This is a genomic window from Xanthobacter lutulentifluminis (assembly GCF_043194675.2).
Taxonomy (GTDB): domain Bacteria; phylum Pseudomonadota; class Alphaproteobacteria; order Rhizobiales; family Xanthobacteraceae; genus Xanthobacter.
The window spans coordinates 3,977,778-4,001,400 of sequence record NZ_CM195525.1 but is presented as its reverse complement, the minus strand read 5'-3'; the positions used below and the strand labels follow the sequence as shown (position 1 = coordinate 4,001,400).

At 72.2% G+C, this 23,623-nt stretch carries 30 protein-coding genes and 1 pseudogene; 9 read left to right on the top strand and 22 right to left on the bottom strand.

The window, feature by feature from the left end:
• Positions 1-140: 140 nt before the first annotated feature.
• The 3 genes from V5F49_RS18565 to V5F49_RS18555 are packed head-to-tail and all read right to left on the bottom strand — an operon-like array spanning position 141 to position 2,150.
• A complete protein-coding gene (locus tag V5F49_RS18565) occupies positions 141-614 on the bottom strand; it encodes an NlpC/P60 family protein (protein ID WP_394117817.1) in 474 nt (157 codons plus the stop codon).
• On the bottom strand, positions 611-1,501 hold the full coding sequence (locus tag V5F49_RS18560; protein WP_394117816.1) for a phage/gene transfer agent baseplate hub protein: 891 nt from the start codon (positions 1,499-1,501) through the stop codon (positions 611-613). The genes V5F49_RS18565 and V5F49_RS18560 overlap by 4 nt, the downstream gene beginning before the upstream one ends.
• A gap of 7 nt (positions 1,502-1,508) precedes the next feature.
• Positions 1,509-2,150 (bottom strand): phage distal tail protein, Rcc01695 family, encoded by a 642-nt coding sequence (locus V5F49_RS18555; protein WP_394117815.1) that lies wholly within the window; start codon positions 2,148-2,150, stop codon positions 1,509-1,511.
• Between the two features lie 109 nt (positions 2,151-2,259).
• On the opposite strand from V5F49_RS18555, the gene V5F49_RS18550 reads away from it, so the two are divergent.
• Together V5F49_RS18550 and V5F49_RS18545 are read left to right on the top strand one after the other, a co-directional pair.
• On the top strand, positions 2,260-2,937 hold the full coding sequence (locus tag V5F49_RS18550) for a hypothetical protein (protein ID WP_394117814.1): 678 nt from the start codon (positions 2,260-2,262) through the stop codon (positions 2,935-2,937).
• Positions 2,938-3,308: 371 nt separating this feature from the next.
• Entirely contained in the window at positions 3,309-3,632 is a 324-nt protein-coding gene (locus V5F49_RS18545) for a hypothetical protein (protein ID WP_394117813.1), read from the top strand.
• Between the two features lie 10 nt (positions 3,633-3,642).
• On the opposite strand, the gene V5F49_RS18540 is transcribed toward V5F49_RS18545, so the two are convergent.
• From V5F49_RS18540 to V5F49_RS18505, 8 genes are all read right to left on the bottom strand, one after another.
• Positions 3,643-4,218, bottom strand: a complete 576-nt coding sequence (locus V5F49_RS18540) for a phage tail tape measure protein (protein WP_394117812.1) — start codon at positions 4,216-4,218, stop codon at positions 3,643-3,645.
• A gap of 922 nt (positions 4,219-5,140) precedes the next feature.
• Positions 5,141-5,308, bottom strand: coding sequence for a rcc01693 family protein (locus V5F49_RS18535; RefSeq protein ID WP_394117952.1), 168 nt, complete (start codon positions 5,306-5,308; stop codon positions 5,141-5,143).
• A 44-nt stretch (positions 5,309-5,352) separates the two neighbouring features.
• Complete coding sequence (locus tag V5F49_RS18530) at positions 5,353-5,709, bottom strand: gene transfer agent family protein (RefSeq protein ID WP_394117811.1); 357 nt, start codon at positions 5,707-5,709, stop codon at positions 5,353-5,355.
• Positions 5,710-5,724: 15 nt separating this feature from the next.
• The gene (locus V5F49_RS18525; protein ID WP_394117810.1) at positions 5,725-6,132 is read right to left on the bottom strand and encodes a phage major tail protein, TP901-1 family; all 408 of its coding nucleotides are present in this window, start codon (positions 6,130-6,132) and stop codon (positions 5,725-5,727) included.
• A 17-nt stretch (positions 6,133-6,149) separates the two neighbouring features.
• Positions 6,150-6,569, bottom strand: coding sequence for a DUF3168 domain-containing protein (locus V5F49_RS18520; RefSeq protein ID WP_394117809.1), 420 nt, complete (start codon positions 6,567-6,569; stop codon positions 6,150-6,152).
• A gap of 1,875 nt (positions 6,570-8,444) precedes the next feature.
• Positions 8,445-8,729: a hypothetical protein gene (locus V5F49_RS18515; protein ID WP_394118570.1), complete on the bottom strand. Its 285-nt coding sequence runs from the start codon at positions 8,727-8,729 to the stop codon at positions 8,445-8,447.
• Positions 8,730-9,968: 1,239 nt separating this feature from the next.
• The gene (locus tag V5F49_RS18510) at positions 9,969-10,292 is read right to left on the bottom strand and encodes a head-tail adaptor protein (RefSeq protein ID WP_394118569.1); all 324 of its coding nucleotides are present in this window, start codon (positions 10,290-10,292) and stop codon (positions 9,969-9,971) included.
• Positions 10,289-10,852: a head-tail connector protein gene (locus tag V5F49_RS18505; RefSeq protein WP_394118568.1), complete on the bottom strand. Its 564-nt coding sequence runs from the start codon at positions 10,850-10,852 to the stop codon at positions 10,289-10,291. Before V5F49_RS18505 ends, V5F49_RS18510 begins: the two co-directional genes overlap by 4 nt.
• An 82-nt stretch (positions 10,853-10,934) precedes the next feature.
• Between V5F49_RS18505 and V5F49_RS18500 the strand changes: the two genes are divergently transcribed.
• Both V5F49_RS18500 and V5F49_RS18495 read left to right on the top strand, forming a co-directional pair.
• On the top strand, positions 10,935-11,741 hold the full coding sequence (locus V5F49_RS18500; RefSeq protein WP_394118567.1) for a S1 family peptidase: 807 nt from the start codon (positions 10,935-10,937) through the stop codon (positions 11,739-11,741).
• A 1,463-nt stretch (positions 11,742-13,204) separates the two neighbouring features.
• A complete protein-coding gene (locus V5F49_RS18495) occupies positions 13,205-13,975 on the top strand; it encodes a lytic transglycosylase domain-containing protein (RefSeq protein WP_394118341.1) in 771 nt (256 codons plus the stop codon).
• 174 nt (positions 13,976-14,149) lie between these two features.
• On the opposite strand, the gene V5F49_RS18490 is transcribed toward V5F49_RS18495, so the two are convergent.
• The 7 genes from V5F49_RS18490 to V5F49_RS18460 form a co-directional block, all read right to left on the bottom strand.
• Positions 14,150-15,418, bottom strand: coding sequence for a phage major capsid protein (locus V5F49_RS18490; RefSeq protein WP_394118340.1), 1,269 nt, complete (start codon positions 15,416-15,418; stop codon positions 14,150-14,152).
• A 28-nt stretch (positions 15,419-15,446) separates the two neighbouring features.
• Complete coding sequence (locus tag V5F49_RS18485; RefSeq protein WP_394118339.1) at positions 15,447-15,998, bottom strand: HK97 family phage prohead protease; 552 nt, start codon at positions 15,996-15,998, stop codon at positions 15,447-15,449.
• A gap of 3 nt (positions 15,999-16,001) precedes the next feature.
• Positions 16,002-16,247 carry a hypothetical protein gene (locus tag V5F49_RS18480; protein WP_394118338.1) on the bottom strand — a complete coding sequence of 82 codons (246 nt, stop codon included), beginning with the start codon at positions 16,245-16,247 and terminating at the stop codon, positions 16,002-16,004.
• A gap of 27 nt (positions 16,248-16,274) precedes the next feature.
• Positions 16,275-16,463: a hypothetical protein gene (locus tag V5F49_RS18475; RefSeq protein WP_394118337.1), complete on the bottom strand. Its 189-nt coding sequence runs from the start codon at positions 16,461-16,463 to the stop codon at positions 16,275-16,277.
• A 39-nt stretch (positions 16,464-16,502) separates the two neighbouring features.
• Positions 16,503-16,895, bottom strand: a complete 393-nt coding sequence (locus tag V5F49_RS18470) for a VOC family protein (RefSeq protein ID WP_394118336.1) — start codon at positions 16,893-16,895, stop codon at positions 16,503-16,505.
• Between the two features lie 68 nt (positions 16,896-16,963).
• Positions 16,964-18,145 (bottom strand): phage portal protein, encoded by a 1,182-nt coding sequence (locus V5F49_RS18465; RefSeq protein WP_394118335.1) that lies wholly within the window; start codon positions 18,143-18,145, stop codon positions 16,964-16,966.
• Between the two features lie 361 nt (positions 18,146-18,506).
• Positions 18,507-19,016 carry an HPP family protein gene (locus tag V5F49_RS18460; RefSeq protein WP_394118334.1) on the bottom strand — a complete coding sequence of 170 codons (510 nt, stop codon included), beginning with the start codon at positions 19,014-19,016 and terminating at the stop codon, positions 18,507-18,509.
• A 664-nt stretch (positions 19,017-19,680) separates the two neighbouring features.
• On the opposite strand from V5F49_RS18460, the gene V5F49_RS18455 reads away from it, so the two are divergent.
• Positions 19,681-19,956, top strand: a complete 276-nt coding sequence (locus V5F49_RS18455; protein ID WP_394118333.1) for a hypothetical protein — start codon at positions 19,681-19,683, stop codon at positions 19,954-19,956.
• Between the two features lie 510 nt (positions 19,957-20,466).
• Here V5F49_RS18455 and V5F49_RS18450 read toward each other — a convergent pair.
• A pseudogene (locus V5F49_RS18450) lies at positions 20,467-20,601 on the bottom strand (ATP-binding protein); the annotation flags it as partial.
• A 146-nt stretch (positions 20,602-20,747) separates the two neighbouring features.
• Between V5F49_RS18450 and V5F49_RS18445 the strand changes: the two are divergent.
• The 4 genes from V5F49_RS18445 (at position 20,748) to V5F49_RS18430 (ending at position 22,578) form a co-directional block, all read left to right on the top strand.
• Complete coding sequence (locus V5F49_RS18445; protein ID WP_394118332.1) at positions 20,748-21,002, top strand: hypothetical protein; 255 nt, start codon at positions 20,748-20,750, stop codon at positions 21,000-21,002.
• The gene (locus tag V5F49_RS18440; protein ID WP_394118331.1) at positions 20,995-21,792 is read left to right on the top strand and encodes a hypothetical protein; all 798 of its coding nucleotides are present in this window, start codon (positions 20,995-20,997) and stop codon (positions 21,790-21,792) included. The genes V5F49_RS18445 and V5F49_RS18440 overlap by 8 nt, the downstream gene beginning before the upstream one ends.
• 251 nt (positions 21,793-22,043) lie before the next feature.
• Positions 22,044-22,277, top strand: coding sequence for a hypothetical protein (locus V5F49_RS18435; protein WP_394118330.1), 234 nt, complete (start codon positions 22,044-22,046; stop codon positions 22,275-22,277).
• A 46-nt stretch (positions 22,278-22,323) separates the two neighbouring features.
• Positions 22,324-22,578 (top strand): hypothetical protein, encoded by a 255-nt coding sequence (locus V5F49_RS18430; protein ID WP_394118329.1) that lies wholly within the window; start codon positions 22,324-22,326, stop codon positions 22,576-22,578.
• Positions 22,579-22,615: 37 nt separating this feature from the next.
• Here the strand turns inward: V5F49_RS18430 and V5F49_RS18425 are convergent, their stop codons facing one another.
• The 3 genes from V5F49_RS18425 to V5F49_RS18415 are packed head-to-tail and all read right to left on the bottom strand — an operon-like array spanning position 22,616 to position 23,576.
• Positions 22,616-22,909 carry a hypothetical protein gene (locus tag V5F49_RS18425; protein ID WP_394118328.1) on the bottom strand — a complete coding sequence of 98 codons (294 nt, stop codon included), beginning with the start codon at positions 22,907-22,909 and terminating at the stop codon, positions 22,616-22,618.
• Positions 22,906-23,274, bottom strand: coding sequence for a DUF1937 family protein (locus V5F49_RS18420; RefSeq protein WP_394118327.1), 369 nt, complete (start codon positions 23,272-23,274; stop codon positions 22,906-22,908). Before V5F49_RS18420 ends, V5F49_RS18425 begins: the two co-directional genes overlap by 4 nt.
• On the bottom strand, positions 23,259-23,576 hold the full coding sequence (locus tag V5F49_RS18415; RefSeq protein ID WP_509210796.1) for an HNH endonuclease: 318 nt from the start codon (positions 23,574-23,576) through the stop codon (positions 23,259-23,261). Before V5F49_RS18415 ends, V5F49_RS18420 begins: the two co-directional genes overlap by 16 nt.
• Between the last annotated feature and the right edge of the window lie 47 nt (positions 23,577-23,623).

Genomic DNA, 23,623 nt, shown 5'->3' with positions numbered 1-23,623 from the left:
GTAGCCGCGGGAACGGACCGCGCGGGTGAAGGCGGCGGCGCGGGCGGCGGGCGAGGCGAAGGCGGCGCAGGGACGAAGGCGCGCGGGGCATGCGAGGACAGCCGCCCTCGCCGGGCGCGGGTCGAAGCGAACGCCTCGGCTCAGCCGGCGCCGGGAAAGGCGAAGGCGAAGGCGAGGCGGCGGCGCCACCAGGGCGAGAGGTGGGTCTCGCACACGCTCGCGCCGTCATAGGCATGGATCATGCGCCCGCCCTCGGAGAGGATGGCCGCATGCTTGGCGGGCAGGTGCGCACGGAAGCGGAACAGCAGCACGTCGCCCGGCTGCGCCGCGTCGGGCGCGATGGCGACGAGGCAGCGGTGCGCGGTGTCCGCCAGCGTCTCGCGCCGGCCGGCCTCGGCCCAGTCCGGCGCATAGGGTGGAAGCGGCTCCGGCTCGGGCCCAACGAGGGCGCGCCATACCCCGCGCACGAGGCCGAGGCAGTCCGCGCCATGGCCCTTCAGCGAGGCGCGGTGGAGGTAGGGTGTGCCGATCCAGGACCGCGCCTCGGCGAGGATGGCTGCGCGGTCGAGAGGCGCGGCGGCAGCGCGCGCGGGGACGGAAGCGGGCGCGCTCATTCCAGCAGCCCGCCGTCGTATCCGCCCTCGCCGGGAATGGCGACGGTGAGCACGAAATCATTGCCCGGCATATGCGGAAACCCGCGGAAATTCAGCGCGTTGGCGAAGCGGTCGCGGCAGGTGGCATAGCGCTTGTCGCAGCCGGCGGTGAGGACGAGCGCATCGCCCTCGGAGACCTCGAACGGCGGACGCTGCCACAGCCGGATCACCGCGCCGGAGGCATCGACAAGATGCGCCTTCACCTCCGTTGCGAAGCCCGCATTGGCGCCGCTGGCGAACACCGCGCGACCGCGCGCGAACGCCCCCTGCCCATGGCCGGAGAGGCCCTCCACGCGCAGCCGCAGCCCCCCTTCCACCGCGCTCACCGACACCTCCGCGCGATGCGCCGGCGCGGCGAGATCGACGCCGCAGCGCGCATCGCCGAGATCGGCATCGCAGGAGGTGGAGAAGAGGCGGCCGCGCGTCTGGTTCAGCGCATCGGCGGCGCCGCGGATCTCGGCGGTGAACACGCCATCCGCGCAGCGCACCTCGCCGATGGTGCCGCGCCTCAGCACCACGTGCTGCGCGGGGTCCCGCCAGTTGATGAGCAGGAGGTCGATGGCCGCGCCGTCATAGAGGCCGGCGGCGAGATCGGCATCGGCGAGCGCGTCGGAGGAGAGCGCGCCGGAGAGCTCCGCGCCGGTGACCGCGAGCCCCGCCGCCTCGACGCTCTCCGAGCCGGCGATGCCGGACGCCGCGCGCAGCGTGAGGCCGTCCACCACGAGGTCGCGATCATGATCGGTGAAGCCCATGGGCACGCCGTCACGGCGCGTCACGCGCCAGCCGTGGCACAGAGTGGTGACGCCGGTGGCGAGATGGGCTTGGAGCGCATCGGGAAGGGAACGCATGGCAGCCTCACACGCGGATCTCGATGACGGGGATGCGGGGGATCTCGCCGGCCGCGAAGGCGGTGAGATTCACCTCCAGGAAATCGGTGTCGAAACGCACCGGCACGTCGAACGCGAAGCCCGCCGTCACCACCGCGCCGTCAGGCGGCGCGAAGGCCGGCGCGAAGGTGATCTCGCCGCGCGTGACGTCGACGGAAAAATGCGTCTCCTCAATAGCTTCTGTACCATCGACGGCGATACGCACCGTGCCCGCGACAGGCTTGGTGATGGCCCGCGCATAGGGCGCATGGAAGCCGCCGTAGGTCTTCGCGAGGGTGAAGATGCGGCGCGTTCCGTCGCCGGTCGCGAGCACCTGGTCGAGCGGCGTCACATCGTGCCCGTGCGGCGCCGAGGAATGGTCGAGACGGTCGCGCCAGCGGAAGCCGTGGAGGCGTCCGCGACGCTCCTCGAAGAAGCTCACCACATCGGCGAGCGCGGTGAGCGTTTTGACCCCGTATCCGGCGTCCCAGCGATGGCGCGAATCAGCCTGTCGCGTGTTGCGCTCCTCGCGGCCGGACGCGGTGGTGACCACCTCGGTGACGCGCTCGGGACCGCCGGAAGCGCCCAGGGCAACCTCCAGGGGGAACAAAATCTCATGAAAGGCGGCCATATGATGCCCCTCTTCCCCAATTCTTAGCCAAAACCAGTAGAGATGGCCTTGACATAGTTGAACGCGACGCCTTGACTTTCCGATGCCCCGTTGAGCATGGAGCAAAAGCATGGCTACCAAGCCCGCGAAGAAGCCGGCCGCCGCCGCCGAGAAACCTGCCGAGAAGACCCCCGCCCCGAAGGCCGCCGCGAAGCCCGCGGCTGCGAAGGCCGCGAAGCCCGCTGCCGCTCCCAAGGCCGCTGCCGCCAAGGCTGCCGCGCCGAAGGCCGCCGCAGCACCGAAAGCCGCGAAGGCTGCTGCACCGAAGGCCGCCGCGCCCAAGGCTGCGGCTCCCAAGGCTGCTGCCAAGAAGGCCGCCGCCCCCAAGGCCGCTGCACCGAAGACCGCTGCACCGAAGACCGCTGCACCGAAGGCCGAGGCTCCGAAGGCCGAGGTGAAGGCCCCCGCGCCCAAGGCCGCGAAGGCGCCCGCCAAGGCCGCTGCTCCGAAGGCTGCTGCTCCGAAGGCAGCCAAGAAGCCTGCCGAGGCCAAGGCTGCCGCTCCCAAGGCTGCTGCACCGAAGGCCGCCGCCAAGAAGGCTGCTGCTCCCAAAGCTGCCACTCCCAAGGCCGCGGCCCCGAAGGCTGCTGCCAAGGCCGCCGCGCCCGAGGCGAAGGCAGCCGCCAAGCCTGCGGCTGCGAAGCCCGCCGCCCCGAAGGCCGCGAAGGCTGCCGCCCCCAAGGCCGCTGCCAAGCCTGCCGCCAAGAAGGCCGCTGCGCCCAAGGCCAAGGCCGCCGCTCCGAAGTGATCCTTCCCCGATGCCGGCGCGGTCCTGACACCGCGCCGCATCGGAGCGTGCCCTACCTGTCGCGGATGCGCGGCAGCGCCAGACAGGCCCGCCGCCCGGAGATGCGCGCGCAAGCGACATCCGGGGTGCGGCGTGCCTCCAGATCGTGACCCGTCGCGCCCCTGCCCGGCTCCGCCGGACGCATCTGCGTCCGGATCGCGCCCGGCCTTTCCGGTCTTCCGGAGGGAGCGGCGGTCCGCCCGAAACGCCTGTCCTCTCATGACGTTGAGGCAGCTTCGCAGGCTTCCGGATAAGGTTTGCGCACGGCGCGCGGCGCGCTATGGTCCGCCTCGTTCGCCGCCTGCGCGGCATTGCCTGTCCGGACCCGCGCCATGCCCATGTCGCCGACCCCCATTCCGCGCCGCCGCCGCATCCGCGCGGGCCGTGCCCTGCTCGCCGCCGCGCTCCTGTGCGCGACGCCGGTGCTGGCCCAGTCGTCGGGCACGGGCAAGGAGGACAAGAGCTGCGCGCAGTACGGCGCCGGCTTCCAGCGGGTGCCGGGCTCGACGTCCTGCGTGCGCACCGGCGCGAGCGTGCGGACCGACGCCTTCAGCGGCGGCGCGCCCGGCACTGCCGGAAACCAGTTCAACGGGACGCCCACGGGCGCCTCCGGCACTGCCACCCAGAACAGCGACCCCTGGAAGACGACGCGCTGAGGCGCGCCGCTCAGGCCCCGCGCTGCCCCCGCGCCACCGCCCGCGCCACGAGGCCGGAGAGATAGGCATCCGAACGCCGGAAGCCGGCGATGTCCGGGGTGGTGATGTTCACGGTCACCGAACCACCCCCGCCCGTCGCGCCGGCGCTGCGCACGCCGAGCCGGCCGTCCGCGCCGCGCGCCAGCGGCAGGATCGCCTCGGCGCCCTTCTCGCCCATGAGGCCGAGGGAGGCCTGGCCGAGGGGGAAATAGGTGGGCGCGGCCACCACGCCGCCGCGCGCGAACGGCATCACCCGCCCCTGTCCGATCACCCCGCCATCGGCGAAGCCGAGCCCGCCCACGGCACCGCCGATGAGCGAGGTCAGCCCGCTTTCCAGCGGCTTCAGGGCGGCGGTGAGCGCGAGGTTGGCAAGGCGCGTTGCGAGCTGCTCCAGCACGCTGCCCACGTCCTTGCCCTGGATGGCGAGCCCGGTGAAGGCCGAGGCCAGCGCCGAGGCGAACCCCCGCGCGGAAACCTCCACCTCGCCCAGCGCCGCCTTGGCCTTCTGGGTGTCCACCTCGATGGCGATGTCGACGGTCTCGGTCATGGCGTGAGCCCCGGTTGGAGGAATAGGAAGCGCCGGCAGGCTGGCATTGCCGGAAGCCGGATGGGACGGCGGGCGGATGTCGCGGGCGGCACGCCGGCGTTCGCCCATGCCGACGGCCCCGGCTCCCGACGCGCGAGCCTTGCGAAGGAGGCATCGCCCGTCCCGCCCGGCACCGACGCGCGGGGACGGCATTTGCATGCGCACGGCCGTTGCCGTCCGCTCCTCGCGCGAAGGCGAGATGCCCGCGGGGCGAAGCGCGCGGCCTGCCTGCCACGGGCCTGATCCACCGCCGACGCGCCACGCCGCTGGCGGGCGGAGCCGTGCCGGCAAGCCGGGCGTTCGATGCCGCCTCCCCGCATCGCTGCGGCATCCGCCAGGGGAAAGGACACTGCGCCGGACGCCGCGGCGGCGGGCCGGGCACGCCATCACGGCCGGTCCCGCGCTCTCCGGGCGGGAGCGGGAAAGCGCCATCGGCGCGTCCTGCCCGGCAGGCGGGAGAGGTCAAGCGAGGGACGGCGGCAGAGCGGCGATTGCGACCCCAGCCAGCGCGGCGTCGCGCGCCAGAGGACGCCGGGAGAAAGCCGCACGCTTGAGCACAACGCGTCGTCCCCAGCGCGCGGGATCGACAGGGCACGCCATCAGCGCACCGCGTTGGCAGCAGGACGGCACTTGCGCTCTTGCCGCCCGCCAGCATGCAGAGCGTCGGGTGCCGGAAGGGTCGGGAGACAAGCGGCCGATGAGCCGCCGCCCCCCGGCCCTCACCGCGCCGGATCGGGAATGCGCGCCATCAGCGCGTGCAGCCCATCCCCCACAGCGCCGGCCGCCGCGACGGCGGCAGCGCGACAATTGGAGGCTCGCGCCAGCGCGCGCGGCGTCATCCACCGGCAGGCTCCACAGACCATCTGCCAGGCCGCCTCCGCCCTCACCGCGCCGGATCGGGAAAACGCGCCATCAGCGCGTCCAGGCCGGCGCGTGGCAGCGGGCCGCCCTGTGCCGGCAGGAGAGCCGTCACGGCCGCGGCGAGCTCGCGCGGAGTCATGCGCCAGAAGCCATCGGGGGCGAGCCGCAGCAGGCCGAAGCCGGCGCCCATGGCGGCAGCCCATGGAAAGGGCGTCGCCACGCCGGGCGCCGGGCTCACGCCTGCCGCGGCGGCGGAGGGGACGCGGCATCGTCCTCCTCCTCCGTCCCGCCGAAGGTGGCGGACAGCAACCGCGCCACGATGCGCGCGAAGCCGGCCGCGCCGCCTTCCGCGCGCATGGCCTCCACCTCGTCCAGCGTCACGCCGGCGCCGGCACCGTTGAGGCCCGCGACGATGATGCGCGCCGCATCTCGGGCCGAAAGCCGGCCGCGCTCGAAGCGCCCGGCGAGGGCGGTGAGATCCTCCGCGCCGAAGGCGGATTCCAGCTCCGCGAGGGCGCCGAGGGTGAGCACGAGAACGCGCGGCGTGCCATCCAGCACCGCCTCGATCTCGCCACGTCGGGCATTGGCCATGGGTGCCTCCGGAGGTCAGAGGGTGGTGAAGGCGAGTTCGCCCGCGCTTTCCAGGGTGAGGTCGAAGGTGACCTCGCGATCATGCTCGGCGGCGATCTCCAGCGCCGTGATCTGGAACGGGCCGGTCACGGTGCCGAAATCCGGGATCACCACCTGGCAGGAGGCGAGCGCGCCGGAGAAGAACAGCTGCCGCACCAGCGCGTCGGAGGTGGCATCCTTGAACACGCCCGAGCCGGAGACCGACGCGCGCTTCACGCCTGCGCCGTCGAGCAGCTCGCGCCAGCGCCCGGCGCTGTCCGCGTGGGTCACGTCCACGCTCTGCGCATTGAAGGCGAGGGTGCGCGAGCGCAGCCCCGCCACGGTGGAAAAGCCGGTGCCGTCATGCACCTTCAACAGCAGGTCCTTGCCCTTCTGCGCGGCCATGGAAATCTCTCCGAATGTCACAGGGGCTCGGTGACGGCGCGGAACCGCACCAGAGCGTGGAAGGTGCGCCCGTCGCTCTCGCGGCGGACCTCGGCGGTGGTGACCCTGAGGTTGGCGAGCCGGTGACCCGACAGGATCAGCGGCGCGTCGTTCAGCGCCTGCGCCACCGCGTCCGCGAGCGCGAAGGCCTCGGCCCGCCCGCCGGAGCGGGAGAAGGCGTGCAGCGTCAGCGCATGCTCGGTGCCGGCCTCGGTGGCGGTGGACCAGTCGGCCACCACCGCCTCGCCGAGCGCGACGAAGGGAAAGGCCGCATCGGCCGGCGGCACGTCATGGACACGCGCGCCGCCGAGCAGGGCGAGGAGGGGTGCGTCGGCGACGAGCGCGGCGTGGATCGCCGCGCGCAACGCAAGCGCGGGGCTCTCGGATGGCGAGGGCATGAGCATCTCTCCGGAGGGACGGCGGATGGATGAAGGCGGCGCCGGCGTTGGCGCGGCAGGGGTGGAAACGGCGAACGAGCGGCGCCGTCGCCAACCGGACGCATGGCGTTCGCATGGGTTGCGGCGATGAAGCCGCGCAGGCCTGCACGCACCGGCGGCGCCATGCGTCGCATCCGCGCCGTGACAGCCCGAGCCGGCGACGGCCGACGCTACGCGAAGGCCCGCAACCCCTCCGGCATCTCCCTTCAGCCGTGGCACGTGATCCGCGGCGAGAGCATCGCGCGCGGCCGGCAGGCCGAGTTCCAGCCGGTCTCCAGCGCGCAGCGGCGACGCGTGCGGGCGAGCGGCTTCCGTTGCCCCATGGGCCGAGCTTTGTGTGCTCCGGCAGCGGCCCACAGGCGCCCTCGGCGCTGCAGCGAGGCATCCCCGTCGCTCGCCACCGGGCGTCGAACGCCGAGGCCGAGGATGGAAAGCGAAACCGCCCCCGCACGGCCGCAACGGCACGTGATACGCAGCGGGAGCATCGCGCGCGGCGGGCAGGCCGAGTTCCAGCCGGTCTCCGGCGCGCAGCTGCGACGCATGCGGGCGAGCGGCTTCCGTTGCCCCATGGGCCGGAGCTTTGTGTGCTCCAGAAGCGGCCCACAGGCGCCCTCGGCGCTGCAACGAGGCATCCCCGCCGCTCGTCACCGGGCGTCAGACGCCGATGGCGAGGATAGAAAGCGAAAACCGCCCCGCACGGCCGCGACGGCACTTGATCCACAGCGAGAGCATCGCGCGAGACCGGCAGGCCGAGTGCCTGCCGGTCTCCGGCGCGCAGCGGCGACGCATGCGGGCGAGCGGCTTCCGTTGCCCCATGGCCGGAGCTTTGTGTGCTCCGGCAGCGGCCCACAGGCGCCCTCGGCGCTGCAGCGAGGCATCCCCGCCGCTCGCCACCGGGCGTCGGACGCCGAGGGCGAGGATAGAAAACGAAAACCGCCCCGCACGGCCGCGACGGCACTTGATCCACAGCGAGAGCATCGCGCGAGACCGGCAGGCCGAGTGCCTGCCGGTCTCCGGCGCGCAGCGGCGACGCATGCGGGCGAGCGGCTTCCGTTGCCCCATGGCCGGAGCTTTGTGTGCTCCGGCAGCGGCCCACAGGCGCCCTCGGCGCTGCAGCGAGGCATCCCCGCCGCTCGCCACCGGGCGTCGGACGCCGAGGGCGAGGATAGAAAACGAAAACCGCCCCGCACGGCCGCGACGGCACTTGATCCACAGCGAGAGCATCGCGCGCGGCCGGCAGGCCGAGTTCCAGCCGGTCTCCGGCGCGCAGCGGCGACGCATGCGGGCGAGCGGCTTCCGTTGCCCCATGGCCGGAGCTTTGTGTGCTCCGGCAGCGGTCGTCAGACGCGCCCGGCGCCGCAGCAGGGCATCACCCTCGGGCGTCGGACGCCGAGGGCCACGATGGAAAGCGAAACCGCCCCCGCACGGCCGCGACGGCACGTCATCCGCAGCGGGAGCATCGCGCGCCCGGGTGCCAGCGATCCGGTTCCTGGCGGGGTCGGCGGCAGCGGAGCTTGCAGGCAAGCGGCGAACGGCGGTCACGCCGCAGAACCAGGTCGCCTGCGGTCGGCCGGCGGACCAACAGCTGCACACGGATGCAACGGTTCATGTGGCCAACGGGTCATCGTGCGCCGATGCGCATGAAGGATGCGGACGGACCGGATCGCGCCAAATGTCGTCGCTGGCCGCACGCGCGCTGCGTGACGCTCCCTTGCGCGGGCACGAGGCGCCATTCTCGCCCGCCGGGGAACCGTCGCGGCGCTCGCCCATTCGCGACGGCGCAGCAGGGGAACGGGGACCGCGCTCGCCACCTGCGGAGCGGGCGCCGGAAGGCCCTCACCGCCGCCGCGCGAAGGCGAGCAGGATGCGGTCGAGGGTCGGATCGCCGGGCGTGTCGGGCCCGCCGCGACGCGCGGCCGCCAGCGCCGGATCGGCGATACGCACCTGCGCCCGGCCCGCCTGCTCGGTGCTTGCGGCCGGCACCCCCGTCTCCGTGGTGATCGTCTCCGCGAGGTCGGCGGCTGCGGTGGTGGCGGCCCGCGCGGCGGCGGCGGGCAGGAGCCGGGCGGCGAGACGCTGGGCGAGCCCGTCGAGGCCGCGACTGCGGATGCCTGTCGTCATGGTCCCTCCATTCGGGTCGGTGTGGCCCCAAGACCGCGGCACGCCCCAGCACCGCGCCGGTCGGCCGCGAAGCACGCCGAACGGCGGCTCCGCCCGCACAATCGAACGCGGCAGCTGCATCACGTGCACGAGCGCTGCGCGGCTTGAATCCCGTTCGCACGGCAGCGGAGGCGTCGGCGCGGCGGCGCCCTGGTGCCGGCCGCCCGAGGGGGCGTGTCAGCTTTGCTGTCGGCTCTGCCCGCACAATCGAGGGCGGCAACGGCCCCACGTGCACGAGCGCTGCGCGACTTGAACCCCGTTCGCGCGGCAGCGGAGGCGACCGGCGCGGCGGCGCCCTGATGCCGGCCGCCCGAGGGGGCGCGCCAGCTTTGCTCCCCGCGACGCCCTTGCCCCTCCGCGCCAAGTCGCCTGCCCCAAGGCCGCGCGGGCCCGCCAGCCCTGCCCCTCGCGGCGGCGGATGCTCCCGTTGCGCATGGACCCGCCCGACGCCGGGATCGGGGCCGACCCAAGACCGCGGCACGCTCCAATACCGCGCCGGTCGGCCGCGAAGCACGCCGAACGGCGGCTCCGCCCGCACAATCGAACGCGGCAGCTGCACCGCGTGGCATGGGCGCCGTGCGGCTTGAATTCCGTTCGCACGGCAGCGGAGGCGACCGGCGCGGCGGCGCCCTGGTGCCGGCAGCCCGAGGGCGCGCGCCAGCTTTGCTCCCCGCGACGCCCTTGCCCCTCCGCGCCAAGTCGCCTGCCCCAAGGCCGCGCGGGCCCGCCAGCCCTGTCCCTCGCGGCGGCGGATGACCCAGTTGCGTATGGACCCGCCCGACGCCGGGATCGGGGCCGACCCAAGACCGCGGCACGCTCCAATACCGCGCCGGTCGGCCGCGAAGCACGCCGAACGGCGGCTCCGCCCGCACAATCGAACGCGGCAGTTGCACCCCGCGGCACGGGCGCCGCGCGGCTTCCATCCGGTTGCGCACAGCAGCGGAGACGACCTGTGCGGCGGCGCCCTGGTGCCGGCCACCCGAGGGGACGCGCCAGCTTTGCTCCCCGCGACGCCCTTGCCTCTCCGCGCCAAGTCGCCTGCCCCAAGACCGCGCGGGCCCGCCAGCCCTGCCCCTCGCGGTGGCGGGTGATCCAGTTGCGCATGGACCCGCCGACACCAGGATCGGGGCCATCCCAAGACAGCGGCACGCCCTTGCCCCTCCGCGCCCTGCCGCCTGCCCAAGGCCGCGCGGCACGCCCTCACGTCTGCTCCTCGCGGCAGCGGATGCGGTTGAGGCGGCCGCGGCCGTCGGCGTCGGTGATGGCCTCCACGTGCAGCACCCGGCCGGCATGGAGCAGGCGATCGCCCGGCGCCACGGTGTGCGGCGCGCGGACGGTGACGCGCACCAGCTGGCTGGCGCGGGGGCGCTCCTCGGCGAGGCCGAACTCGGCGGAGAGCGGCTCCACCGCGCCCCACAGCATGTCCACCGTGAGGAAGGTGCGGGCGATGCCGCCGGCCCCGTCGGGCAGGTCCACCGCGGTCTGGTGCGCCAGCCGGTGGCGCAGGGCGCCGGGGCCGGTCACAGCCGCACCACGCGATAGGGCGCCATCAGCGCCAGGGCGGCGTCGGGCAGCGCGGTGGCCTCGCCGGGGCCGTCGCGATGCTCATGAAAATGCGCCACCGCGAGCCGCACCGCCTGCACCAGATCGGCCGGCACGTCGGCGGCGTCGGGGCCGTAGCCGGCCTTCAGCGTCACGATGATGCCGTCGCGCCGCACCGCCGGAACCGGAACCAGCGCCGGGTCCACGCGCAGCAGCGCCGGGGCGCGGCCCGTCTGGAGCGTCAGCCCGCCGTCGGGCACCGGCACCGGCGTGCCATCCGCCGCCAGCACGGTGGCGGAGAGGATCTCCCGCACCGGGGAGACCGGCGCCGGGATGATGCCGCGCAGCGGCCAGGCATCGAGGGTGAGGCGCCAGGTCTGGTCGATGAGCGCGCGGCCGGTGGCCGCCTCCACCAGCCGGCGGGCGGCGGCGATGAGCGCGTCGATCAGCGTGTCCTCGGCATCGTGGTCGATGCGCAGGTAGGCCTTGGCCTCGGCACGGGTCAAAGGCTCGACGGCGGGGCCGGAAAGAAGTTCGGCCATGGGGGGGCTCCGTGGGTTGCTCGGGGATCGGGCGCCGCGGTCCGGCATTGACGCTCGCGGCGCGGGGCGGCAGAAACGATGCATGAACGGCCAACGCTGCCCCGGCTTCCGCCCCTCCGGTTTCCGGCGCGCCCGCCTCGCGCGGGCCCTGCGCCTCGGCGCCTGCGCGCTCATGCTGGCAGCGGGGCTCGTTGGGGCCGGGCCCGCCCGCGCCATCGTGGGCGGCGGGCCGGCCGGATCGGAGATGGCGGCGCAGACGGTGCTGATCGTCTCCACCCGCGGCGCCTCCTGCACCGGCGCGGTGCTGGCGCGCGACCTGGTGCTCACGGCGGCCCACTGCGTGGCGCCGGCGGCGGACTACGCGGTGGCCGTCCTCGGCGATGGCGCGCCGAAGCTGGTGCCGGCCGCGCGCGTGGTGGTGCATCCGCGATTCGACGGTCAGCAGTTCCAGACCCGCCGGCCGACGCCCGATCTCGCACTTGTGAAGCTGGCCGAGCCGCTGCCCGCACGGTTCCGCATCGCGCGACTGGCGGATGCGGAGGGCCTGCCGTCGCATGGCACGCCGTTTGTCATCGCCGGCTACGGCATGGCCGCCGATGGCGCGCAGCGCAGCGCCGGCACCCTGCGCTCGGTCGCGCTCCAGTGCATCGGCACCACCGGCGGCATCATGGTGCGCCTCTCGACGCCGGAGGGCGGCGCCGGCGCCTGCACCGGGGATTCCGGCGGACCTGCCTTCCGCGACGGCGCGCTGGCCGGCGTGACCGGATGGGCCACCGGGCCGGGCGGCAGCCGCGGCTGCGGCGGCGTCACCGGCGTGACCCTGGTGTCCATCCACCGCGATTGGATCGAGGCCACGGCACGCAGCCTCGGCAGTCCGCTGGGGCGCTGACGATGGCCCCGGCCCCGCATCGAGCGCGGCCGTGGCACCTTGCGGCGCTGTGCATGATGGCGCTCACGCCCGTACCCGGACGGGCGCAGGCAGCTGGCGATGCGGTTTTGCGGGACCCCGGGAGCCAGACGGCGACAACCGCGTCCGCCTATCGGGCGTGGGCTCGCGGTCCAATGGTCCTTGCGCCCACCGCGCCCGGCGACGAGAACAGCCTGAATTTCCCGGCAGCGCCCGACCGCGACACCGGGGATGGAAAGCCGACCACGCCTGACGGCGGCGAACGCGCGGCCTCACCCGCGACGCCGTCGGGCGTCGAGGGCGGTGCCCGGCCCGTCACCCGGAGCGGAACCTTGCTGCATCTCGCCCAGCTCCCGGCCTCCGGGCGCGGGGAAGGTGGAGCACCACCGGCCGCCGCGACCGACGGTCCCGGCAGCGAGAACGGCGGAAACGCGATCACACCGCCGGACAGCGGCACCCGCGATGGAGCGCCGGCCGCGCCTGACGGCGGCGAACGCTCGGCCTCCCTCGCGACGCCGTCGGGCGTCGAGGGCGGTGCCCGGCCCGTCACCCGGAGCGGAACCTTGCTGCATCTCGCCCAGCTCCCGGCGTCCGGGCGCGGGGAAGGTGGAGCACCACCGGCCGCAACGCCCGCCGGTCCCGGCAGCGAGAAGGGCGGAAACGCGATCACGCCGCCGGACAGCGGCGCAGGCGGTCGAACGCCGACCGCGCCGGAGAGCGACAGACGCTCGGCCTCCCTCGCGACGCCGTCCGGCGTCGAGGGCGGTGCCCGGCGCGTCACCCGGAGCGGAACCTCGCTGCATCTCGCCCAGCTCCCGGCCTCCGGGCGCGGGGAAGGTGGAGCACCACCGGCCGCCACGCCCAACGGTCCCGGCGGCAAGAACGGCGGAAACGCGATCACACCGCCCGACCGCGACACCGGGAATGGAAATCCGACCGCGCCGGAGAGCGACAGACGCTCGGCCTCCCTCGCGACGCCGTCCGGCGTCGAGGGCGGTGCCCGGCCCGTCACCCGGAGCGGAACCTTGCTGCATCTCGCCCAGCTCCCGGCGTCCGGGCGCGGGGAAGGTGGAGCACCACCGGCCGCCACGCCCGCCGGTCCCGGCAGCGAGAAGGGCGGAAACGCGATCACACCGCCGGACAGCGGCCCCGGCGATGGAACGCCGACCGCGCCGGAGAGCGACAGACACTCGGCCTCCCCCGCGACGCCGTCGGGCGACGAGGGCGGAGCCCGGCCCGTCACCCGGAGCGCAACCTTGCTGCATCTCGCCCAGCTCCCGGCCTCCGGGCGCGGGGAAGGTGGAGCACCACCGGCCGCCACGCCCACCGGTCCCGGTGCTGAGCAGAGCGGAAACGCGATCACACCGCCGGACAGCGGCACCCGCGATGGAACGCCTACCGCGCCCGGAAAAGGCGAGGCAGCAGCGCCGGCGCGCGGGGAGACGGTGGACCAGGCCATCTGCCGCCTCATCGATGCGGCGGCGGCGAAGGAAGGGCTGCCGGCGTCGTTCCTCACCCGCCTCATCTGGCGGGAAAGCTCGTTCCGCCCCGACGTGGTGAGCCACAAGGGCGCGCAGGGCATCGCCCAGTTCATGCCGGGCACGGCGCGCGAGCGCGGCCTCGACAATCCGTTCGATCCGGAGGCGGCGATCCCCGCCTCGGCCGCGCTGCTGGCGGACCTGAACCGGAAGTTCGGCAATCTCGGCCTCGCGGCCGCCGCCTACAACGCCGGGCCGGGCCGGGTGAACGGCTTCCTTGCAGGCGGCGGGCTGCCCAACGAGACGCGCACCTATGTGCGCCTCATCACCGGCCGCCCGGCCGAGGACTGGGCGGCGCTGCGCAAGCAAGGGGCGGCACCGGATGCGCCGCCGCCCTTCCCGGCGGAGCCCTGCCTCGTCAGCGTGGCGAGCCTGCGCAAGGGCGCGCCGCCCCCCGTCGCCGGCGAGCCGGTCAATCCGCTGTTCGCGCCGTGGGGGGCGCAGATCTCGGGCAATTACTCGCGCGAGATCGCGCTCGCCTCGTTCCGGCGGGAGGCCGGGCGACATCCGGAGGTGTTCGCCGACCAGACGCCGGTGATCGTGGCGACGCGGGTGGGCGGGCGGGGCCCGCGCACCTTCTATCGCGTGCGCCTGCCGGCCCAGACCAAGCAGGAGGCGATGCGCATCTGCGACCGCCTGCGCAAGGCTGGCGGCGCCTGCCTCGCCCTGCCCAACTGAGCCGGGCGCGCCGCTGAGAGCGCGATCCGGCCGGAGCGCGCGCCGGCGGCGGGGGAGCGGCGAACGCCCCGGCCTGCCGGGTGGTGCCATGGCCCTCGCGCGAACCGGTATCCGCCGGCCATGCGTCAAGCAGTCCCCTCCCCCGCCGGGTCACGGCGGGGGAGGCGCCGAACGTCAGCTGGCGGCGAACTTCAAGAGCTTGGCGGCATCGAAGTCCTGCACCCCGCCGCCCACGCGCTTGGTGGTGTAGAACAGCACGTAGGGCTTGGCGGAATAAGGATCGCGCAGCACCCGCACGCCGGCCCGGTCCACCACCAGGTAGAAGCGGCGGAAGTCGCCGAAGCAGATGGCGAAGGCATCGGCGGCGATGTCCGGCATGGCCTCGCTCTCGGCCACCGGGAAGCCCATCAGGCTCGCGCTCTGCCCCGCCGCGGCGGGCGGCGCCCAGAGGTAGGTGCCGTTCTCGTCCTTCAGCTTGCGCACGGCGGCCTGCGTCTTGCGGTTCATCACGAACGCCGCATTCTGCCGGTAGCCGGACTTCAGCGCGTAGACCAGATCCACCAGCGGATCGGCCGGGGCGGCGGAGGGGAAGGCACCGGCGGCGCCGGTGGCGACATAGCCCACCTTGTCCCAGGTCCAAGAGCCCTCGGCCACCTTGGTGTAGGCGAGGAAGCCCTTGGGCTTGGCCACGCCGTCTCCGGTGACGAAGGCGGTGCCCTCCTGCTCGGCGAAGGCGGCGTCCACCTCCTGCGCCAGCCATTCCTCCACGTTCACCTGCGCATCGTCCAGCAGCGCCTGGGTGGCGGCAGGCATGGCGTAGAGCTCCATGGCCGGGAAGGCGAGCTCGGCGAGGGCGGGGGCGGTGGTCTCGGGCCGCGCCGCCGTCTCCGCCGCCCAGCCGGAGACCGGGCCGGAGGTCATGAACGGCTTGCGATAGGTGCCGGCGCCGATGGTGCGCACGCTCGCCAGCGCGCGGATGGGCGAGAGGGCGGAGAGGCGGCGGCCGATCTCGCTCTCGGTCTCGGACGGCACCAGATAGCCGCCGTCGCCGCCGGCGGTCACGGCCTTGGCCTCCAGCGCCTTGAGGCCGGCGGCCTCGCCGTGGCGCACATAGGTGTCGAACGCGGCCTTGTGCTCGCCCTCCGGCGCGGCGGCGACGAGGGGAGCACCGAGGGGGACGCCCAGCGCCGGGCGGCGGGCCTTGGTGGCGATGGCGTCGAGCCGCGCCTGCTGGGCATCGAGGGCGGCATCGATGCGGGCGAGCTGCTCGGTGGTGAGCACGTCGGCGCTGCGGCGCTCCATCTCGGCGAGGCGGGCATCGTTCACCGCCTTGTAGCTCTCGAAGGCGGAGAGGAACTCGGCGACGGCATCGCGCGCCTCGGAGCCGGCGACCTTGGTCTCGGGCGCGGCGGGAAGGGCGCGGACGGTTTCGGAAAACGACATGGGAAGGCCTTTCGTGGGGAAGCTCGGTTCACGCGCCGAGGGCGGCGCGCAGGCGGGCGGCCGCGGCGGACACCCGCGCGGCGGAGGACGGCAAGGCGGACGACGGCACGGCGGAGGCGACGACAGGCGGCGCATCCGCGCCCGCCGGCTCGGCGGCGACGGCGCGGGCGATGCGCGCTCCCGGCTGCATGGGGAAGGTGACGATGGACACCTCCCACAGGTCGATGCGGGAGATGCGGCGCAGGCGCGTGCGCGGATCGGTGCGCGCGGCCACCGCCTTGAAGCCGATGGACAGGCCGTCGAGCGCGCCCTCGCGGATCAGCGCCGCGCACTCGCGGGCCCGCGCCACCTGCGGCGAGAGGCGGCCGCGAACGTAGAGGCCGCGCGCGTCCTCCTGCACCTCGGTCCACACGCCGATGGGCTCGGCCGGATCGTGCTGGTAGAGCATGCGCACGCCGGAGGGCCCCTGCCGGGCGAGGCTGGCGGCGAAGGCGCCGGGCAGCACCAGGTCGCGGCCGAGGTCGGCGATGTCGAACAGGCAGGCATAGCCCTCGATGGTGAGCAGGTCGGATGCCGCCATGCCTCAGCCCTCCCGCGACGGAGCGGCGGGGGTCTTGCGGCGGCGACGGCTCTTCTCCAGCCGCTCGAGGGTGGCGACGAACTCGCGGAACACCGCCTGCGGCGCCGTCACCGAGGGCGCGGCGGGCGCGCGGGCGGGCGAGGCCGCCTTGGCCCTGGAGGGAGCGGGCCCGCCCGCCGTCGCGCGCGAGGGGGCGCCGGTGAGCGCGCGGATGCGCGGCCCCGGCCCCTTGTGAAAGGGTGAGCGCATGTCAGGTTCTCCGGGAGGGGGAAGGGGTCAGGGACGCTCGTCGAAACGGGCGTTGAAGCGGGCGAGCTCGCGCACGAATTCATCCATGCGGGCGCTGGCGCGGGAGACCTCGCCGAGCGCGCGCCACAGCCCGGCGGACGCGGCCAGCGCCCACAGCAGCAGCGCGAGATGCGCAAGATCCCCCCGCTCCGCGAAGGTGCGGATGAGGGTGTCCATGTCGGTCCTTCGGAAGCGCGGGGTCGGCCCGCTCAGGCCCTATTCAGGGTCGTGGCAGCAGGCGCACAGCTTGTTGCCGTCAAGATCGCGGACATAGGCGCCGTAATAGTGCGGGTGATACTCGGGCCTGAGGCCGGGCGGCCCCTCGCAGGTACCGCCATGGGCCAGCGCCGCAGCATGGAAGGCCGCCACCGCCGCGCGCGAGGGCGCCAGCAGCGCCACCATCTGGCCGTTGCCGGCCGAGGCCGGGGCGCCGTCGAACGGGCGCCCCACCAGCAGCAGCGGACGCTCGGCCTCGGCCGGCTTCCAGCCGGACCACGGGCGCCCCGGCTCCACGAACTTCAGCATCCAGCCCAGCGCCGGCAGCACGGCGGCGTAGAAGGCGTGGGCACGGGCGTGATCGCTGGTGCCGATATGGATGTGGGACAGCATGGCGGGACCCGTGGTGGCGTCCTCCTCCATCCCACACCGGCGCACGGGTGGAAAGCCGGCCCCGCCCCTCACCGCCGCATGCGCCCGCCCTCGCCATAGCCCACCGCCACGCGCTTCTCGGTGTCGGTGAGGAAATCGGCGGCGCCGATGCGGCTCCACAATTCGGTGCGCTCGGTGGCGAGCGCCTCCACCTGGTCGAGGTCCGGCAGCAGCGAAAGATCGCCGCCATAGGCCGGGCCGAGCCAGAGGGCGAGCGCATCGCACACCCGCCGCACCAGCGGCACCACGCTCTGCCGCCAGAGGGCGCGGTTGGCTTCGGCATAGTTCGCATAGGTGTTGTCGCCGGGGATGCCGAGGAGAAGCGGCGGCACGCCGATGGCGAGGGCGATCTCGCGGGCGGCGGCATTGCGGGCGGCCTCGAAATCCATGTCCTTGGGCGAGAGCGAGAGCGGGCGCCAGTCGAGCCCGCCTTCCAGCAGCAGCGGGCGGCCGGCGTTCACCGCGCCCTGGAACGAGGCTTCCAGCTCCCCCTTCAGCCGCTCGAACTGCTCGTCCGAGAGCGAACCCGAGCCGCCATAGACCAGCGCGCCGGAGGGCCGGGCGGCATTGTCGATGAGCGCCTTGTTCCAGGCGCTGGCGGCATTGTGCAGGTCCAGCGCCTGCCCCGCCGCCTCCAGCGGGGCGAAGCCGTAATGGTCGTCCAGCGGGTTGAAGGACGCGAGGTGCAGGATGGCGGGCACGTCGCGCCCCGGCACCAGCGTGTCCTGGGAGATGCGCACCGTGCTGCCGGAGAGGGTGTATTCGAACGCATCGGGCCAGCCGTCGGGGCCGGGCACCACGCGCACCCGGTCGGGCCGCAGCACGTGCAGCTCGCGGATGCCGCCATCCAGCGCCACCGCCTCCACATAGGCGTTGCCGGCCACGAGGAGATGGCTGCAGATGGCCTCCATCAGGCCCGATCCGGTCAGGCGCGGGTTGGGCCGGCGCATCAGGTCGAGCAGGGGGTGGGTCTCCATCTCCATCCGCCCGTCCATGAGCACGAGGGGCAGCGACGCCGCGCATTCGCCGATGAGCCGCACCGCGCGATAGGCGATGGCGTTGCGGGCGAACCCTTCCCGCGCCAGCGAGGCATAGTCGCGCGGCGTCCAGCGCGGGCGGCCGCCGGCGAAGAAGGCCACCAGCGAGGCGGTGCGGCTGGCCTTCGCTTCGGGCGGACGAGTGCGGAAAGGTGCGAGAAGCGCGGCGAGCATGACGGGCTCCGAAACGAAAACGGCCGTCCGGAGGGGCGGCCGTGCGGGGAACGGACGGGATGGCGAAGGACGGCCCGGCAGGCGCCGGCCGGGCGGACCGACCTGAGTTGCGAGGGCGCCCTCCCGGCCAATGCGGCGGAACACCACGCATCGGCCGCCGCCGGAAGCGCCGCCCGCATGGCCATGCGCCGGGCGGACGGAACAGGGCGGCGCGGATGCGGCACCCTGTTGGCCTTCCACCGAAGCAGCGGAGGGACCGGCCGCCCCGGAAGACAGCGGGGGCGAGGGGCAGCACCCATGAGGCAACGGCGCTCCGCCGCACGGCAGGCCGGTCGGGCGGCGGCGGGCCGTACGGCCGGCGTCAGGCGACGCGGCGGGGATAGTCGTGGTGGCGCGGCGGCAGGCGATGGTAGATGCTCGCCAGCGCCACCAGAACCACGCTGCCGACGCAGACGATGCCGGCCAGCTCGAACGGGTCGATGGCGCTCGCCATCATCAGGATCGGCACCGCCCCCGCCGGCGGATGAGACACCCGCAGCAGCAGCATGGCGAGGATGGCGAGGCCGACGCCGAGCGCCGCCGCCCACCAGGCGCCGGGGAACAGCACGGCGCAGACGAGCCCCACCATGGCCGCCGTGGCATAGCCGCCGATGACGTTGGCGGGCTGGGCCAGCGGCGTTGCGGGGTGGCCGAACAGCAGCACGGCGCTCGCGCCGAACGGCGCGATGAGCAGCGGCAGATGGGTGAAGGCGGCCGCGCCGCCCACAAGGCCCATGCCGACCATGCCGCCGGCCCCAGATTTCAGGCCGACGCTGAGGGAGCCACAGTGCGGCTCATGACGTGCGAAGAAGGCTTTGATGTGCTGTCTCATGGCTCCGAACGGGGCAGATGGGGCCAAAGGCGAGCAAATGTCTGCACACTTCGTTGTCATGCAGCCTCATTTGTAGGCACGATGATGCACGTATTCTGAATACGACGCAATGGGCTCGCCGCGGCGATCCCCCGCGGGCGTCTCCCACCCCTCCCCCGGCGCCCCCTGCCCCGGCCACGCCGGCCCCGTGCGGCCCGACGCCGCCCGGCGCCGCGACGGCGCAGGGCTGGTCTGGAGCGCCGTCGGGGCGCGGCCGCCGGTACCGCCTCGGCCATGAAGCCGGGGCATGGCGCGCCATCGACCCGCGCGGCCACCGCCATTCCGGGCCGCGCCGATCGGGCGTAATGTGTTCGTCCGCACTGCCCTGCCCCGCATCGGCCGGTGCGCCGGCAGGGATCGGCAGAAACCCCGAGGCGGCGGGCGCCGGCGCACGGCATGCGCGGCGGCGTGGAACATCGCGGGCCCGGTGCCGTGGCCACGGGCCAGAGCCACGCGGTTCCAGCGGCGAGGGGCGGGTCTGGTGTCCTCAGGCCGCGCGCCTCGGCCGCGCTTCGGTTGCGTCAGGCGCGTCCCCTGACTGGACGCCGTATCGCGTCGGCTGCGCCCCCTGATGGGGCGATCGGGGGAAACGAGGGGGCGGCGGGGGCGCTCCCGGGAGGGCGTCATGCTCTATGCCCTGGTGCTTATCGTCACCACCACCACGGTCCAGCCCTCGGGCGCGGCCATGGGATATGCCGGCACGCCTTATGCCGTGTCGCCCCTCGTCTCCACCCAGACCTCCCAACAGGTGGTCGGCTATTACCGCACCGAGCGGGGCTGCCTCGGCGCCAGCCTGAAGCGCAACCAGAACTGGCCCGATTTCGCGCCGGGCCAGAGCGTCACCGGCATGTGCGTGCAGGTGGAGATCCCGGTCGGCGCCGATTTCGTCGGCGGCAGCTGATCCGCCGGGCAGCGCGCGGCGCGGGGCGGCGCCCGATTGAAAACGAACAGACGGCGTCCCGCCTGGGATCGGCCGGCGGGGAACCCGCGTGCGGTCGACCGGCACCCGCCGCGCAATCAAAGCGTTGAACCGATGGCGCACCGCATCAAGGCGGCGGCTGCGAACCGGATGCGGCGAGATGGCCGATGGCCCGGGGCGGCCCGCAACTCGGCCCGCTTCCCGAACCTGCCGGCCGGAAAGGATCTGGACCGGTAGTCCGCCGCGCCAAGCCGGCGGGAGCGAACCGGATGCGGCGCGACGGCCGATGGCTCGGGGTGGCCCGCAGCCCGGCGCGCGTCCGCAACCTGCCGGCCGGAAAAGCGGCGGCACGTGTGCGGGCACCGCCGCACCGCGTACGGACCCGCAGCCGGCAATTCCTTCCGGACCACCGCCCTTCCCTGCCCTGAAGCCCGCGCACGGGCGGTGCGCCGGAGCCTGCCCGGCATGCACAGGCAGCGCCCGTCCGGGTGCCTAAAGCCCGCGCACGCGCGGCGCGCCGGAGCGGGGGCCGAGGGCCAGCGCCGTCACCGCCCACACCAGCGCGTCCAGCCGGTCCGGCGAGCGGCCGGAGGTGAGGCCATCCGTGCCGAAGTCACACAATTGGTCGTGATCGAAATTTCCCTAAGACTGGCAACGGTATGCGTTTGCAGCGGATGGCCCGAAAAACCGTGAACGGAATCGGAACATCACGCCACATTGTAAAACGTTTTGGCCGGTTCCGGGGATGTTCTGGAAGCGTGAGGAGGAGAGGGATGGAGAAGGAAACCACGATCCTTTGGTGCGCCCATGTGCGCGGACCTGACGATGTGGTGGCGGCTACGAGCTATGCCGACGCCACCGCACTCTGCGATGAGATCAACGGAGTCGCGAAAAAGGTCGCGCACCTCGACGTGATGTGCGTCGCCTACCCGGCGGTGTGGCCTTGGGACGAAGCGAGCCACACCGCATCCCTTGCCACGGGGAATGGATATCGCGGCCCAATGAGGAAGGGCCAGACCAATGCGTGACGCCGACAATGCTGCCTTCCAAAAGGCGTTGCGCGACCACATCAAGGATGCCGTCCACTACGACGGCTATTCGTTTCAAGCCGGCTGGCAGGCCGCCCTTGCCTATGCAAGGGAGGGGACGGCACAGAAGCCGGTGGCGGTCACCGAATGCCGGGTCAACGGCATGTCCCATTGGGGTAGATTCGACAAACCGGAAGGATGGCTGGAATTCCGCTCCACGGGAGGAGCTTGTGTCGTTCTCGCTCCCGGTTCAGCGCTGCACGACGTGACGATCTCTGCCGGAGGCCTGCTTACTGGAGATAAAGACCAGCCTTTTAAGCTTGAAAATGGCAAATACTATAGACTGCGCAACGGCGCCAAGGTTGGCCCGATTGCAGTTTGCGTTGATGTTGGCCTAGGTGAAATGCCAACCCCTGCTTCTTGGGTTAGCCCCAGCGGGTGGCGATTTCGATGGCGACTTGATGGACGCGAGACCGCCCCATCAGGGCTGAATCTAGGCGAGTACGATATCGTTGCTGAGTGGACCAATGATCTGCCACGGCTGGAAGTTCCAGACGGGTACTGGCTTGCGCCTATGGCCCTCACGCCAGCGCTGCGCGCGGCCGGCGCAGAGGGCTCAGGAGAGGATAGCGAGGCCGTGGCAGAGGGAGCCTATGAGGCGATCCGGGATGCCGCGCTTGGGGCGTTCTCCCCGGCCGCAGGAGGCTATGTCGAGCGGATGGCCGCTGTCACCGAAAGCAGCGGCGACGTGTTCCGCGACCTCAACGTGTCTCCGCCGGAGAAGGAGTGAATGAGATGCGCAGGGCTTGGAAGAACGTCCTTGAGGCTCTTGCTGATCGCGGGGGGTATCATCTAGCGCACACTCTGCCCAACGGCCATGGGCACGCCTGCAATGGCAAATATGCCAGCATCCGGACAATGTGGGAGCTAGAGCGAGAAGGGTACATCAAGCACGGGGAGCACGAGCGCATCCCAGTGATGGGGTGGTGTATCACCGACGCCGGCCGCCGGGCTCTTGCTGAGAATAAGGGAGAGTGGTGAATGTCCGATATCGACCCTATCGTGAAAGCAGCAGTGGACGCATGGCTGGGCCAAGTGGAGAGCTTCTCCGTGAGAGCAGAGCGTGTTCCCGAGGGCGCGCTGCCGTGGCTCTATGAGGCGGCGATGGTGGGGGCCATTGCTTCCAGACGCTCCGGAATTCAGGAGTTCGTCACGGCTTGGCGCGAGCGCTTCCCCATTGTCATGGCAGCGCTAAAGGACGCCGAAAAGGGCTAGCCAATCGCCACTTGTTCCCCGTTTGTTCTGACATATAATCCACCCCATGCTCGCCATGGACGCCACTCCAATTGACGCACTACGGTTCGAATATGAAGCCGTCGAGGTGTACCATTGCAGGCTGGCGGTGCAGTTGCCGTTGGGGTTTCTGCCGGACAAGCCGCTGCGTGAAATGCGGTTCCGATGCCGGCGATGCGGGGCGCTATTATCCCATCAGGAGGCGCGGGCGAAATGGACGCGGCAATCGGATGCGGTTGGTGTTCCCAAGTCGGGAAATGCAAAGCCCGTGTTTGAGGTGTGAGCGATACAGACAGGGTGACAGGATGTGTCTGTAGGCCCTATTTCTCCCGCTCGCGCAGCAGCAAAATAGCCGCGGCCGTGTAGACGATAGAGCCCAGCAATTCGCGGATGGCGGCATCCACCTGCCCCCGCTCGATCATGCCTTGGGCCTCTTCCGATTTCTTGTCCGCCTGTCCGAGGGGGAAGCCAATGCCGCGCTTGCGGGCGATGTGCATGATGGGCTGATCGTGGAACGGCCTGTCGTTCGCGTGCCGTTCCTTGCCCTTCCCCGCCGAAGCCTGCTTATAGGCCGAATCCAGAATGTCGCGCAGGATCTCGTAACCATCGCTCACGGCAGCGGCTCCATTTCGACAATCGGCTTTCCGGCTCGCTGGAAGTATTCGGCCTCCAACGCCATTCCAACGCTGGACTTCCACCCCGGCAACTTCACCGCCACCATAGCAAAACATGCCTGCATGAAGCGATCATTTTGCGCCATCCATAGCTCATGTGAGCAGGGATCTATCCCACCCACGCGGGCAATGGGATGGCTATGCGAGATGGGGGAGAAGATGACGAAGCCCATTTTGATGAGGTGGGCAGCGTGTCGGTCTGCGTCATGGGCGGCGCATGATAGGCCGTAGGGGTGGGCGGTATACGGGACAGAAACATAGACTATCCCATCAATATCTAGAATATCATCTACTTGGATAGCCATGACCAGTTCCTTCCACTGCGAATGGCATAGACGGTTGGTATACTAACACTGTAAACTTTCGCACATTCCGACGCCGACAAAGACCCAAATTTTATTTGCCTAGCTTCATCTTCCTTCAATCTTGCGTACCCATGGTCCTCTCCAATCTTTCGTGGCGGGCGGGCCTGGGTTCCAGCCGCAATCCGATCTGCGGCGTTATCTAGATTGGTTCCGAGATAAAGATGATCCGGGTTAACACATGATGGCGTGTTGCACCTATGAAGCACATGTAGCCCGTTCGGAATATCTCCCTTAAATGCCATCCAAGAAGCGCGGTGCGCCTCCATATGCTTCTTGCGGTATATAATTT